The sequence below is a fragment of the Mycolicibacterium chitae genome (assembly GCF_900637205.1).
Lineage (GTDB): Bacteria > Actinomycetota > Actinomycetes > Mycobacteriales > Mycobacteriaceae > Mycobacterium > Mycobacterium chitae.
The window spans coordinates 4,862,037-4,874,930 of the sequence record NZ_LR134355.1 but is presented as its reverse complement, the minus strand read 5'-3'; the positions used below and the strand labels follow the sequence as shown (position 1 = coordinate 4,874,930).

The 12,894-nt window shown below is 69.1% G+C and carries 13 protein-coding genes; 8 read left to right on the top strand and 5 right to left on the bottom strand.

Going from position 1 to position 12,894, the window contains the following annotated elements:
- Window positions 1–10: 10 nt before the first annotated feature.
- Entirely contained in the window at window positions 11–814 is an 804-nt protein-coding gene (locus EL338_RS23335; protein ID WP_126335910.1) for a HugZ family pyridoxamine 5'-phosphate oxidase, read from the bottom strand.
- A 17-nt stretch (window positions 815–831) separates the two neighbouring features.
- Window positions 832–1,608, bottom strand: coding sequence for an alpha/beta hydrolase (locus tag EL338_RS23330; RefSeq protein WP_163791905.1), 777 nt, complete (start codon window positions 1,606–1,608; stop codon window positions 832–834).
- A gap of 467 nt (window positions 1,609–2,075) precedes the next feature.
- Here EL338_RS23330 and EL338_RS23325 point away from each other — a divergent pair, with 467 nt between their 5' ends.
- The 5 genes from EL338_RS23325 (at window position 2,076) to EL338_RS23305 (ending at window position 7,066) form a co-directional block, all read left to right on the top strand.
- Window positions 2,076–3,053, top strand: a complete 978-nt coding sequence (locus EL338_RS23325; RefSeq protein WP_126335908.1) for an esterase family protein — start codon at window positions 2,076–2,078, stop codon at window positions 3,051–3,053.
- Between the two features lie 177 nt (window positions 3,054–3,230).
- Window positions 3,231–4,340 carry an ABC transporter substrate-binding protein gene (locus tag EL338_RS23320; protein WP_126335907.1) on the top strand — a complete coding sequence of 370 codons (1,110 nt, stop codon included), beginning with the start codon at window positions 3,231–3,233 and terminating at the stop codon, window positions 4,338–4,340.
- Window positions 4,333–5,193, top strand: coding sequence for an ABC transporter permease (locus EL338_RS23315; protein ID WP_126335906.1), 861 nt, complete (start codon window positions 4,333–4,335; stop codon window positions 5,191–5,193). Before EL338_RS23320 ends, EL338_RS23315 begins: the two co-directional genes overlap by 8 nt.
- 11 nt (window positions 5,194–5,204) lie before the next feature.
- A complete protein-coding gene (locus EL338_RS23310) occupies window positions 5,205–6,017 on the top strand; it encodes an ABC transporter permease (protein WP_179967234.1) in 813 nt (270 codons plus the stop codon).
- Window positions 6,014–7,066, top strand: coding sequence for an ABC transporter ATP-binding protein (locus EL338_RS23305; protein WP_126335904.1), 1,053 nt, complete (start codon window positions 6,014–6,016; stop codon window positions 7,064–7,066). The genes EL338_RS23310 and EL338_RS23305 overlap by 4 nt, the downstream gene beginning before the upstream one ends.
- On the opposite strand, the gene EL338_RS23300 is transcribed toward EL338_RS23305, so the two are convergent.
- Entirely contained in the window at window positions 7,063–7,452 is a 390-nt protein-coding gene (locus EL338_RS23300; RefSeq protein WP_126337066.1) for a hypothetical protein, read from the bottom strand. The two genes, EL338_RS23305 and EL338_RS23300, sit on opposite strands and share 4 nt — an antisense overlap.
- A gap of 361 nt (window positions 7,453–7,813) precedes the next feature.
- Between EL338_RS23300 and EL338_RS23295 the strand changes: the two genes are divergently transcribed.
- Entirely contained in the window at window positions 7,814–9,124 is a 1,311-nt protein-coding gene (locus EL338_RS23295; RefSeq protein WP_126335903.1) for a maltokinase N-terminal cap-like domain-containing protein, read from the top strand.
- A 27-nt stretch (window positions 9,125–9,151) separates the two neighbouring features.
- On the top strand, window positions 9,152–9,610 hold the full coding sequence (locus EL338_RS23290) for an SRPBCC family protein (protein WP_126335902.1): 459 nt from the start codon (window positions 9,152–9,154) through the stop codon (window positions 9,608–9,610).
- Between the two features lie 8 nt (window positions 9,611–9,618).
- On the opposite strand, the gene EL338_RS23285 is transcribed toward EL338_RS23290, so the two are convergent.
- Window positions 9,619–10,185 (bottom strand): hypothetical protein, encoded by a 567-nt coding sequence (locus EL338_RS23285; protein WP_235666263.1) that lies wholly within the window; start codon window positions 10,183–10,185, stop codon window positions 9,619–9,621.
- Window positions 10,186–10,360: 175 nt separating this feature from the next.
- On the opposite strand from EL338_RS23285, the gene EL338_RS23280 reads away from it, so the two are divergent.
- Window positions 10,361–11,659 carry a cytochrome P450 gene (locus EL338_RS23280; protein WP_126335901.1) on the top strand — a complete coding sequence of 433 codons (1,299 nt, stop codon included), beginning with the start codon at window positions 10,361–10,363 and terminating at the stop codon, window positions 11,657–11,659.
- A 1-nt stretch (window position 11,660) separates the two neighbouring features.
- Here EL338_RS23280 and EL338_RS23275 read toward each other — a convergent pair whose 3' ends face one another.
- Entirely contained in the window at window positions 11,661–12,803 is a 1,143-nt protein-coding gene (locus EL338_RS23275; RefSeq protein WP_126335900.1) for an amidohydrolase family protein, read from the bottom strand.
- Window positions 12,804–12,894 lie beyond the last annotated feature (91 nt).

The window sequence follows — 12,894 nt, the reverse complement described above, 5'->3', positions numbered from 1 at the left end:
CGTAGAGCGGCTAGCTGCGCTCGCGCGCCAGACCGACCAATTCGACTGCTGCCGTGCGCATCTGGGCCGCCGAGTTCAGCGGCGCCGGGTAGCCGACGCGGGTGTAGGCGACCCCGCGCGGCGTGCTGACCCGCAGGTCCAGGCCGTAGCGGTCGGCGCCGGTGCACTCGGCGGTGTCGGTGTCGGGGAACCCGCCGAGAGTGCGCGCCATCAGCGCCAGGGAATCGGCGTGATCGGCGTTGAGATGGGCGACGGCGCCGCCCGCGTGCGCGGCGACGGGATCGGGTTGGGCCGCGGCGTAATCCCGCCCGGTGGCGGAGTCCATCCGGCCGTAGCCACCCACCCAGCGGACCCGCTCGACCCGCAACACCCACACGGTGAAGTCGCTGTACTCGATGTAGTACTTGGCAGCCGGCACCGCGGCCACATGCGCCTCGCGCGCCGCGGTCAGTTCCGCCCCGGCCGGGCGTTCTACGACGCCGGCCAGCGTGATGCGGCCATTGGCCAGCGGGTCGGCCTCGGTGGCCGGGGCGACGACGGCGATGCTCGCGCGCGGGTCGCCGGCCAGGTTCCGGCCGTGCTCGGCCATGTGCGAGACGCACAGCACCGGCGCGCCGTCGAGCAGACCATAAGTAATGAAGGAAGCCCACGGATCCCCGGACGAGGTGAGGCTGGCCAGCACGCCGGCGTTGGTGGCGGCCGCGATGGTGCGGGCCTCCTCGGCCGCCGACGGGCGGGCCGGGTTGACGACCTCGGTCAGCGGGGGAGGGACGGTCGGCGCGTCGCCGGGGTCGCCATGATCACGGTTGGCCACCTTCGCACCATAGGCGATCAGCGCTCGGCGCGGCGCAGCGTCCGCTCGAGCCAGTTGAGCACCGGCGGGGCCACTTGGTCGACGGCCGATTCGGCGATGATCCAGTGCGGCAGGCCCGGATGGACCTGCTGTTGGGCGCGGTAGCGCCGGGCGATCCGCCGAGAGATCCACGGCGCGACGTTGCGGTCCTCGCCGGCGCTGACACACAGCACCGGGCAGCGAACATGCTCGGGGGCGACCCGGGTGGATCCGGCTCCCATCGACATTTCCCGGAACACCCGACCGGAGTCCCGGGCGAGGCGGGGAAGCAGGGCGTCCTGCTCGGCGCGCGGGAGGGTGTTCAGCGGCACCGAGCGCATGGTCCGCTCCGACGGCAGCATCGGCCGGCCCGCGAGGATCGCCGGCAGCACCGGCAGCAGGTTGTGCATGACCTTGGGCTGCGGCCAGAGCACGCCCGGCGGGATCGAGGCCAGCAGCACCAGCGCCGCCGGATCGCGCACCGCGGCCAGCTTCTGCCCCAGCAGCCCGCCCATGCTGTGCCCGATGACGACGGGCTTGTGCCCGGGGGTGCCGGGTTCGGGATCGATGTCGTCGAACGCGCGCAGCGCCACCTCGAAGCAGTCCGCGATGCCGGTGCGGCGCAGCACCTGCTCGTCGGCGGGGTCGCGACCGGGCAGCGTCGGCGTGTGGCAGGCGTAGCCGGCGGCGGTCAAGAAGTCGGTCCACGGCCGAAGCAGCGACGGGCGCCCGAAGACCCCGTGCAGAAGCAGGATGGGCGGCTTGTCGACAGCCATCGGTTCAGTATGGGACGAATCCGCGTGGTAATCGGTGAATTGCAGATCTCGTTTCGAGTTGAAATAGCGCATAGCGATACCCCGGTCCGAGCGGCAATCTGTTCGGCCGGGCGCGCCGCGACGTCCAGGGCTTGAGAATCACCCCCGGCGGGGACTGTCCCGGGACACGGGACGCGCCCTGTTGGTGCTGGTCAAGACAATATTTTCGGCGCCGATCCGGAGCGGGCAACGGAGCCGGCCGGCCGTGGTCTAAGCTGCAGAATTGGCTGTTTCGACACCCCCTCGACTATCGAATCGGGTGGTCTACAGGTAGGGTCACCCGTCGAGGGGAAACTCATGTGTCGAATCGATGACGTAATGAATAGGCCGTTTGCCGCGATGAAGACGTTGTCCGCCGCGGTGGAATGCGGCTGGGTCCAAGACACGGCGGGAATTACGTCGTACACACAGATTGGCTGGATACAAGTATGAAGTTCATTCAAAAGATGCGTGGGAAATGGGCCCGCCGGCTCGGCGTCGCCGCAGTGACGACAGCCGCGCTTCCCGGCCTGATCGGCCTCGCAGGGAACACCGCCACCGCGGGTGCGTTCTCGCGGCCGGGTCTGCCGGTGGAGTACCTGATGGTGCCGTCGCCCTCGATGGGCGTGGACATCAAGGTCCAGTTCCAGAGCGGCGGGGAGAACTCACCCGGCGTCTACCTGCTCGACGGCCTGCGCGCCCAGGAGGACTTCAACGGCTGGGACATCAACACCCAGGCCTTCGAGTGGTTCCTCGACTCGGGCCTGTCGGTGATCATGCCCGTCGGCGGTCAGTCGAGCTTCTACTCCGACTGGTACGCGCCGGCCCGCAACAAGGGGCCGACCCGCACCTACAAGTGGGAGACCTTCCTGACCTCGGAGCTGCCGCAGTGGCTGTCGGCCAACCGCGGGGTGCGCACCACCAACAACGCCGCGATCGGCCTGTCGATGGCCGGTTCGGCCTCGCTGACGCTGGCCATCTGGCATCCGAACCAGTTCACCTACGCCGGCTCGATGTCGGGCTTCCTGAACCCGTCCGAGGGCTGGTGGCCGTTCCTGATCAACATCTCCATGGGTGACGCCGGCGGCTTCAAGGCCGACGACATGTGGGGCAAGACCGAGGACCCCAACAGCGCCTGGAAGCGCAACGACCCGATGGTCAACATCGACCGCCTGGTCGCCAACAACACCCGCATCTGGATCTACTGCGGTAACGGCCAGCCCAACGAGCTGGGCGGCGGCGACCTGCCGGCCACCTTCCTGGAGGGCCTGACCATTCGCACCAACATCACCTTCCGCGACAACTACCTGGCCGCGGGCGGTACCAACGGTGTGTTCAACTTCCCGGAGAACGGTACGCACAACTGGGCGTACTGGGGCCGGGAGCTGCAGGCCATGATCCCGGACCTGCAGTCGCACCTGATCTGATCAGTCCGTAACGCGAAATCCCCCAGCGCAAGCTGGGGGATTTCGTGTTTTACGGGCCCGGGTACTGGCGGCCGGCCGGTGCAGCGACTACCTTTCACCCGGCATGTCGGTTCGTGTTCGACAGGTCGTCATCGCCGCGACAGCACGCCGTCGAGTGCTCCCCGGAAGGTTCTCGTCATGAAGACACCCCGCCCGCTGGTGCTGGCCGCCGCGGCGCTCGCGCTGCTGCTGGCCGCCGGTTGCGCACCCCCGGAGAGATCCACCGGCGACAGCGGCGCCGCGACCGCCACCTCGGCGCAGGACTTCGGCGGCATGGAGGCGCTCATCCGGGCCGCCCAGGCCGAGGGAGAACTCAACGTCATCGCGCTGCCCCCGAACTGGGCCAACTACGGAGCCATCATCGCGGCGTTCAGCGACAAGTACGGCATCAAGGTCAACTCCGCCCAGCCGGATGCCTCCAGCCAGGACGAGATCAACGCCGCCCGCCAGCAGCAGGGCAAGAGCACCGCGCCCGACGTGTTCGACCTGGGGCAGTCCGTGGCGCTGGCCAACGAGGCGATGTTCGCGCCGTACCAGGTCGCGACGTTCGCCGACATCCCCGCCGGGCTCAAGCACCCCGACGGCGCCTGGGTCAACGACTACGGCGGCTACATGTCGGTGGGCTACGACTCCACCTCCGTTCCCGACGTCACCAGCATCGACGATCTGCTCGGGCCCGAGTTCAAGGGCAAGGTTGCCCTGAACGGCGATCCCACCCAGGCCGGGGCTGCCTTCTCCGGTGTCCTGATGGCGGCGGTGTCGCAGGGTGGTTCGGCCGACGACATCGCCCCGGGCGTGGAGTTCTTCCGCAAGCTCAACGAGGCCGGCAACTTCCTGCCGGTGGATCCCACGCCGGCCACGATCGCCTCCGGACAGACCCCGGTGGTCATCGACTGGAACTACCTCAACGGCATCGAGAGCGACAAGGTGCCGACCTGGCGGGTTTTCGTGCCCAACGACGCCGCCGTCGCCGGCTTCTACTATCAGGCGATCAACGCCGACGCTCCGCACCCGGCCGCCGCCCGGCTGTGGCAGGAATTCCTGTTCAGCGACGAGGGACAGAACCTGTTCGCCCAGGGCGGGGTCCGCCCGGTGCGCGCCGACGCGATGATCCACGCCACCACCTTCGACCCGGCCGCCTTCGACCGGTTGCCACCCATCGACGGCATGGTCACGGTGCCCACCCAGGAGCAGACCGAGGCCGCGACCAAATACCTGGCGGTCAACTGGGCCAAGGCAATTGGCTGATTCCACCGTCGGGCGCCGGGTTCGCACCGGGCTCCCGCTGCTGCCGTTCCTGCTGTTCGTCGGGATCTTCCTGATCGTCCCCACCGTCACGGTGGTCGTCAACGCGTTCATCTCCGACGGCCAGTTCTCCTTGGACCGGATCGGAGCGCTGTTCTCCCAGACGGCGCTGCTCGCGCTCGGGCGCAGCGTGCTGCTCTCGGCGAGCACCGCGGCCCTCGGGGCGGTGTTCGGCGCGGTGCTGGCCTGGCTGATCGTGTCCTGCCCGGCGACCTCGATGTTCCGCCGGGCCGCGCTGGCGCTGTGCGCCGTGCTGGCCCAATTCGGCGGGGTGGCACTGGCTTTCGCCTTCCTGGCGACGATCGGCCTCAACGGCGTGCTGACCGTGTGGGCGGCCGATCTGTTCGGCCTGGACCTGGCCGGCGGCGGTTGGCTCTACAGCCTGCCGGGGTTGATCCTGGTGTACACCTACTTCCAGATCCCGTTGATGGTCATCGTCTTCCTACCCGCACTGGACGGCCTGCGCCGGCAGTGGCGGGAGGCCGCGGTGAGCCTGGGCGCCACCCCCTGGCAGTACTGGCGCGAGGTGGGCTTCCCGCTGCTGGCCCCGGCGTTCCTGGCCTCGGCGCTGCTGTTGTTCGCCAACGCCTTTGCCGCCTACGCCACCGCGGCCGCCCTGGTCAGCCAGGGCAGCCCGATCCTGCCGCTGCTGATCCGCTCGGCCCTGACCAGCGAGGTGGTGCTGGGGCAGGCCGGCTTCGCCTACGCCCTGGCGTTGGAGATGATCGTCGTCGTCGCGGTGGTGATGGTCGGCTACAACCAGCTGATGCGGCGGACGGCACGGTGGCTGCGATGACACCGACGACGATGACACCGACGAGCACGCGCACCAAGACCGTCCGGACCGTGTGCGCGGTCCTGTTCGGCCTGTTCTTCCTCTTTCCGCTCTACGCCATGGCGGACTTCTCCACCCGCGACCTGCAGGGCGCCGGTCGCACGCTGGCGGCGTGGTCGAACCTGTTCGCGGACAACGCGTTGTACTCGGCGATCGTGGTGTCGGTGCTGATCGCGCTGCTGACCGTCGCGGTGATGCTGGTGCTGCTGGTGCCGACGATGACCTGGGTGCGGCTGCGCGCCCCCTGGGCCAACGGGCTGATGGAGTTCCTGTGCCTGCTGCCGCTGGCTATCCCGGCGCTGGTGATCGTGGTCGGGTTGCGCAACGTCTACCTGTGGGTGACCTACCTGCTGGGGGAGTCCGCCCTGGTGCTCACCTTCGTCTACGTCATCCTGGTGCTGCCGTTCGCCTACCGCGCCCTGGATTCCGCGTTGCGGGGGATCGATCTGGCCACGCTGACGGAGGCGGCGCGCTCGCTGGGGGCCGGCTGGACCACGACGCTGGTGCGGGTGGTGTTGCCCAACATCTGGGCCGGCGTGCTGTCGGCGGCGTTCATCTCGGTCGCGGTGGTGCTCGGCGAGTACACCATTGCCTCGCTGTCCGGCTACGAGACGCTGCAGGTGCAGATCGTGGCCATCGGCAAGAGCGACGGGCCCACCTCGGTGGCGGCCTCGCTGGCGGTGCTGCTGTTCGGTTTCGCGCTGCTGCTGACGTTGTCGCTGCTGGCCCGCCGTGCCCGCGGGGCCCGGCGCGCCGCGGAGACGACGGTGGGGGCGCCCGCATGAGCGCCGGGGTGGGCGTCGACATCGTCGGGCTGAGCCGCACGTACGGCAGCGTCCGTGCCCTCGATGGGCTCAGCCTGCACCTGGCCCCCGGCGAACTGGTGGCATTGCTCGGCCCGTCGGGTTGCGGCAAGACCACCGCGCTGCGCATCCTGGCCGGGCTCGAGGAGCCCACCGCCGGGCGAATCGCGGTGGCCGGCAAGGACATCACGGCCGTCCCGCCGAACCGGCGCGACATGGGCATGGTGTTCCAGGCCTACAGCCTGTTCCCGCACCTGACCGTGCTGGAGAACGTCGCCTTCGGGCTCAAGCTGCGCGGAAAGGCCAAGGCCGCGAGGAGTTCCCGCGCGTTGGAGATGCTGGACCTGGTCGGGCTGGCGGCCCATCGGGACAAGTTCGCCACCGAACTGTCCGGCGGTGAACAGCAGCGGGTGGCCCTGGCGCGGGCGCTGGCGGTCGAACCGCAGGTGCTGCTGCTCGACGAGCCGCTGTCGGCGCTGGACGCCAAGGTCCGCGTTCAGTTGCGCGAGGAGATCCGCCGGGTGCAGACCGAGGTCGGCACCACCACGCTGTTCGTCACCCACGATCAGGAGGAGGCGCTGGCCGTCGCCGACCGGGTCGGGGTGATGAACCGCGGACGGCTCGAACAGATCGCCGGCCCGGTGCAGCTTTACGCGGCGCCGGCCACCCCGTTCGTCGCGGAGTTCGTCGGGCTGAGCAACCGCATCCCGGCGCGGGTGATCGACGGGACGGTGCGGGTGCTGGGCAGTCGGGTGCCGGTGCTGCGGGGTTCGGTGCGGGGCGTGGGGACGGCCCTGGTGCGTCCGGAAGCCGTGCAGCTGACCGCGACACCCGAGGGCGAGGCCGTCGTCGCCGACGTGGCCTTCCTCGGGCCCGTCTCGCGGGTCGGCGTGCGGCTGGTCGGTGGCGCCCACGTCGTCGCGCAGATGTCCGGGGCCCGGGCACGACGCCTGGTCCCGGGGACCCGGGTCGACGTGCGGGTCGACCCGGCGCCCGTGTTGGTGGTATCGAACCAAGTGGTGCCGAACTAACCGCCGAGCGCGGCGATCAGTTCCTTGACCGCGGCCGTCTCGTCCTCGGTGGTCGGTTCCTCTTCCTCGATGGCGCGGATCAGGTCGGCGCGCAGGCCGGCACCGTTCGCGGCTTCCTTGGCGGTCAGCTTGGCGCGGGTGCGGGACACGTAAAGACGTTGTCCCAGAGTCGATCCCGGACCCTCGGCGGCCCGTTCCATCAGGTTGTCGTAGGTGGTGCGGACCCCGCTCAGCGAGATGATCACCGCGGGCGTGGCGCGATTGCGCTCGGCGGCCTTGGTCAACGAGGCGACCAGCTTGCGCAGACCGGTCAGCACCACCGCGGCGCGCGACGGGAATTCCGGGTCCGCCGGTTCGGGCAGGTCCTCGATGGCCGCGTTGAACATGTGCACGGCGGCGTCGGCGACGCTGACGATGACCTGAGCTTCACCTTCATCTGGCTGACCGTTTCCCACGGTTCTCCTGCTCTCGTTAGGCCGCGCGTTCGGGCGCGCGGAATGGTAAACAACGTGGGCGAATGCCCGGTGTCGAAGCGTGGTTGCGCAAGGTATGCACGAAGCGATACGGAACCGAAGAAATTTAGCCTGTCGATATAGTCCTTTCAAGGGGCAGCGCGTCCAGCAAACCCCGACGGGCGCAACGATGTTCGCGGGCGTCCGGAACAGGACCCGGTTTTCGGGGCCCGGGCCGGGGCCTGATGCGATTGAGTACCCGCGTGTGCGGGTAAGCGAGGCGGTGATGGAAGCCATGACCCCGACCGACCTGCCGTTCGCCGAATGGTTGCCGCGGCAACGGTGGTACGCCGGCCGCAACCAGCGCCTCACCGAGGTGAGCGCCGCGGCGGTCACCGCGCTGCGCGAGGACCTCGAACTGGTGCTGCTCGATGTGCATTACGCCGACGGGGACGCCGAGCGGTATCAGGTGCCCGTGCTGTGGGCCGACGGGGAGCACGCAGACCTCCCCGGGGCGTCGACGATCGGCACGGTGCGCGGGCGCACCGCCTACGACGCGCTGTACGACTCGGCGGCGGCCCGCCACCTGCTCGAACTGTGCGCCGCCGGGGCGACCCGCGGTGCGGTCGCCTTCGGCGCCGAACCGGGTGTGGAGTTGCCCGTCGGGGCGGCGCCGCGGCTCACCGGCGTCGAGCAGAGCAACACCAGCGTGGTGTTCGGCGACCAGGCCATCCTGAAGGTGTTCCGCCGGGTCAACACCGGCATCAACCCCGACATCGAACTCAACCGGGTGCTCGGCAACGCCGGCAACCGCCACGTCGCGCGGCTGTTGGCGTCGTTCGAGACCACCTGGGACGGGCAGCCGTGTCCGCTGGGCATGGTGACCGCCTTCGCCGCCGGGGCGGCCGAGGGGTGGGCGCTGGCCACCGCGGCCGCCACCCGCCGCTACACCGACGCCGAGGACGGCGACTTCACCGAGACGTCGTTTCGGCTCGGTCAGGCCGTGTCGTCGGTGCACGCCGCGTTGGCGGCCGAACTGGGCACCGCCTCGGGGGTTTTCGCGGTGGACTCGGCGCTGGCGCGGCTGGATTCGGCGTGCGCGGCAGTCCCGGAACTGTTGCCGTACCAGTCGACCATTGCCGATATCTTCAAAAGCGTTGCCGGACAGTCGATTGTCGTGCAACGCGTGCACGGGGACTTGCATCTGGGGCAGGTGCTGCGCACGCCGTCGTCGTGGCTGGTCATCGACTTCGAAGGGGAACCGGGGGCGCCGCTCGAGGAGCGGCGGCGGCCCGACTCGCCGCTGCGCGATGTCGCCGGCATGCTGCGGTCCTACGAGTACGCGGCCTCTCAGCCCCTGGTGGGCCGTGACGACCAGGATTTCGCCGCGGCGCTGGACTGGAGCGGACAAGGCCGCGGCGCCTTCTGCGACGGGTACGCCGACGTCGCCGGCTTCGACCCGCGGCAGGCCGGACCCGTGCTGGCGGCCTACGAATTGGACAAAGCGGTCTATGAAACTGCCTACGAGGCTCGCTATCGTACGGATTGGCTGCCCATACCGCTTCGGTCGATCGCCACACTGACCGGTACCGCGCCGCCGGACTGACAACTGCTACCGATGGGGGAGATGCCGATGCACGCTTCGGTGACTGTACACATGAACGCACCCGCCGACGAGATCTGGGAGCTGATCTCCGACGTGCGCAACACGGGCAAGTTCAGCCCGGAGACCTTCGAGGCGGAATGGCTCGACGGGGCCACCGGGCCCGCGGTGGGCGCGAAGTTCCGCGGGCACGTGCGCCGCAACGAGATCGGGCCGGTCTACTGGACCACCTGCCGGGTGACCTCGTGCGAGCCCGGACGGGACTTCGGTTTCGAGGTGCTGCTCGGCGACCGTGCGGTCAACAACTGGCGCTACCAGCTGGCCCCCGCGGGCGGTGGCACCGACGTCACCGAATCCTTCCGGATGGCCGAGGGCATCTTCACCAAGATCTTCGGCCTGCTGGGCGGCCAACTGCGCAAGCGGCGCAACGTCCGGGACATGACCACCACGCTGAACCGGATCAAGGCCGTCGTCGAGGCGCCGGCCTAGGACCCGGCTCAGAAGACCGTCACGGTGCAGTAGGTGCGCGCCGGCGAGGGATAGGGCCAGGCGTACTGGCCGCTGACCGCCGGGCAGGCGTCCTGATCGCGCACCTCCAGCCGACGCGTGACCTGCACCAGCAGCCCGTCGGTGGGATCGGCGGGCTGGCCCGCGCAGTCCGCGCGTTCGACCAGGCCGATCGGCACGCCCAGCCGATAGCAGTGCTCCGCAACGAGATTCGGCACCAGGCACAGGCTGGCGGTGACACGGTCGGCGGCCGGCCCCGGGAAGTGCTGATACTCGGAACTGGGGCACTCACCGGTCGAGGTGGCGATCGCGCCCACCGTGTAGCTGGGATCCGCGTGGCACTCGGCCCGCCGGGCCTGCACCTCCGGGCTCTGGGGGTCGGCGTCGGTCGCGCCCACCACCACGCAGTCGCCGACGCCCAGCGGCCGGTTGTGCTCGGCGATGAACGAATCCCGGGCCCGGTCCAGCGCCACCACGGCGGCGACCGCCCCGGCGACCAACGCCAGCGCGGCCACGGCGATGAACAGGCGGCGCCGCAGGCTCAGAGTCGGGTTCATCCGTACGAGGGTGGCAGACCGAACCCCACTTGTCTCCCGTTTCACAGGCGTATACACCCGTCGCGCTGGATTTCGCCGCAACGACACGCCCGGATGCTCGGCGAAGGCCCTGCTGGCGGTGGTACTTGGCGAGTGGAAGTGAGGAGTGTCACATTTTGACGCGGGGGGTTGGATCATGACTGCAACAATCGACGCTGCCATCGGCCCGCGGGAGAATGGCAAGCCGCCGCCGGAGGTCCCGCTGGCGGACATCGACCTGGCTCAGATCGAGTTCTGGGGCCTCGACGGGGACTATCGCGACGGCGCGTTCGCGACGCTGCGGCGCGAGGCGCCGATCAAGTTCTTCGAGGTGCCCGAGTTCGGCGGGTTTCCCGCCGGCGCCGGTCACTGGGCGCTGTCCCGTCACCACGACGTGCAGTTCGTCAGCCGTCATCCGGACCTGTTCAGTTCCAGTCCGACCAGCACCTCGCTGAACGACGTGGCGGTGGAGATCGCCGAGTACCTAGGCTCGACGATCACCCTCGACGATCCCCGCCATCTGCGGTTGCGGGGCATCGTCAACCGCGCCTTCACCCCGAAGGTGATCGCGCGGATCGAACAGAGCGTGCGGGACCGGTCCCGACGACTCGTGGCCGAGATGCGGGCCGCGCACCCCGACGGCCGCGCCGACTTCGTGGCGTCCCTGTCGGGCCCGCTGCCGCTGCAGATCATCTGCGACATGATGGGCATCCCGGAGGAGGACGAGGCGAAGGTGTTCCACTGGACCTCGGTGCTGATGGGCATCGGCGACGACGAGGCCTCCGGGGAATTCGACGAGATCGTCAAGGTGGTCCTCGAACTCGGGGAGTACGGCGTGCAACTGGCCGAAGCGCGGCGTGCGCACCCCGCCGAGGATCTGACCACCAACCTGGTGGAGGCCGAGGTCGACGGGGAACGGTTGTCGTCGGCCGAGATCGGCTCGTTCTTCATCCTGTTGTCGGCGGCCGGCAACGAAACCACGCGCAACGCCATGAGTCACGGCATGGTCGCGCTGACCCGCTATCCGGAGGAACGCGCGAAGTGGTGGAACGACTTCGACCGGTTGGCGCCCACCGCGGTCGAGGAGATCGTGCGGTGGGCCTCACCGATCATCTTCATGCGGCGCAACCTGACCCGGGACCTCGAGTTGGGCGGGGTGCCGATGAAGGCCGGCGACAAGATCTCCATGTGGTACAACTCCGCCAACCGCGACGAGGCCGCGTTCGCCGATCCCCGGACGTTCGACGTCTCCCGAAACCCGAACCCGCACATCGGTTTCGGTGCCGGCGGCGCACACTTCTGTCTGGGCGCCAACCTGGCCCGTCGCGAGATCCGGGTGCTGTTCGAGGAACTGCACCGCGAGACGCCGGACATCGTCGCCGTGGCGGAACCGGCGATCCTGCGCTCGGCCTTCGTGCACGGCGTCAAGCGCCTGCCGGTCGTCTGGACCGCCTGAGTCAGAAGACCCGCGTCTGACCCTCGAGGGCCGGGACGGTGTCGGGCAGCTTGTAGGTCTCGATGCCGTTGCGGAACATGATGGCCTCGCGGGCGTGTTCGGGCAGGTGCTTGACCAGCCAGCGCGGGTCGTCGAAGGTCCAGTGCGGATAGTCGGAGCTGAACAACAGGATCTTCTCGCACTCCATCCACTCGAAGGCCCGGGTCAGTTCGGTCTTGTCCTCGGGGTAGTCCAGCGGCTGGGTGGTGAACTTGATGTGGTCCTTGACGTACTCGCTGGGTTTGCGCTTGATGTCCAGCCATTGCTTGCGGGCCTCGTAGATGGCGTCCATGCGCCACATCAGCGGCAGGATCCAGGTGAAGGCGTGCTCCACCAGCACGATCCGCAGGGTGGGGAAGCGGTCGAAGACCCCGTCGAAGACCAGGCTCATCACCTGATTGGCCGCCAGCAGCGAGTAGGTGACCATGAAATCGTGGTTGTAGCTGGGGAATCCCACGGGCGGGATGGGCAGTTCCTCGTGGTGGCTGCGCGACAGGTGACACGACACGGTGATGTCGTGCTTGGTGGCCGCGGCCCACACCGGGTCGTACATCGGGTCGCCCCAGGCGGGGCGGCGTTCGGCCTTGATCAGCACCTGCGCCATGTAGGGGTGGCCGGCCCACTTCTCGATCTCGGCGGCGGCCAACTGCGGGGCCTCGATGCCGACGCAGATCGACCCGCGCCAGCGCTGGTGCCAGTTGTTGTGCGGGTCCAGCCAGCAGGCGTCCTGCCAGGAGTTCAGCGCCTGGCTCATCGCATGCTCGGCCTCGGGGATCCGGCACGGATAGGCGGCCGGCTCCAGGATGCCGATGTCGGAACCGGCCTCCATGATCAGCTGGCGGAACGCCAGATCGGGGTCGCTGCAGGCGAATTCGCCGTCGTCGGGAAACGCGTCGACCCGCATGGCGAAGGCGTGCGCGTAATCGGGCGCGTCGTAGTAGATCTGCTCGGCGAACTGATGCGTCAGGAAGTACTTGCTGCGCCAGGGCTCGGGGATGAAGGGGACCAGTTCACCGCGCTTGGGTGCGGGATGGACATCGGAATCGACGCATCGCACCGCGACGTGCTCGGCGGCCGGCTTTCGTTCGGTGATGTGGGCAGTCATCGGGGGCCTCCTTCTGCCCAAGCTACCAACCGAACGCGCCGCCGGCTGCCGGATTCTGCGGTCCTGCCGGATCCGGGCGGCCCCGCCCCGC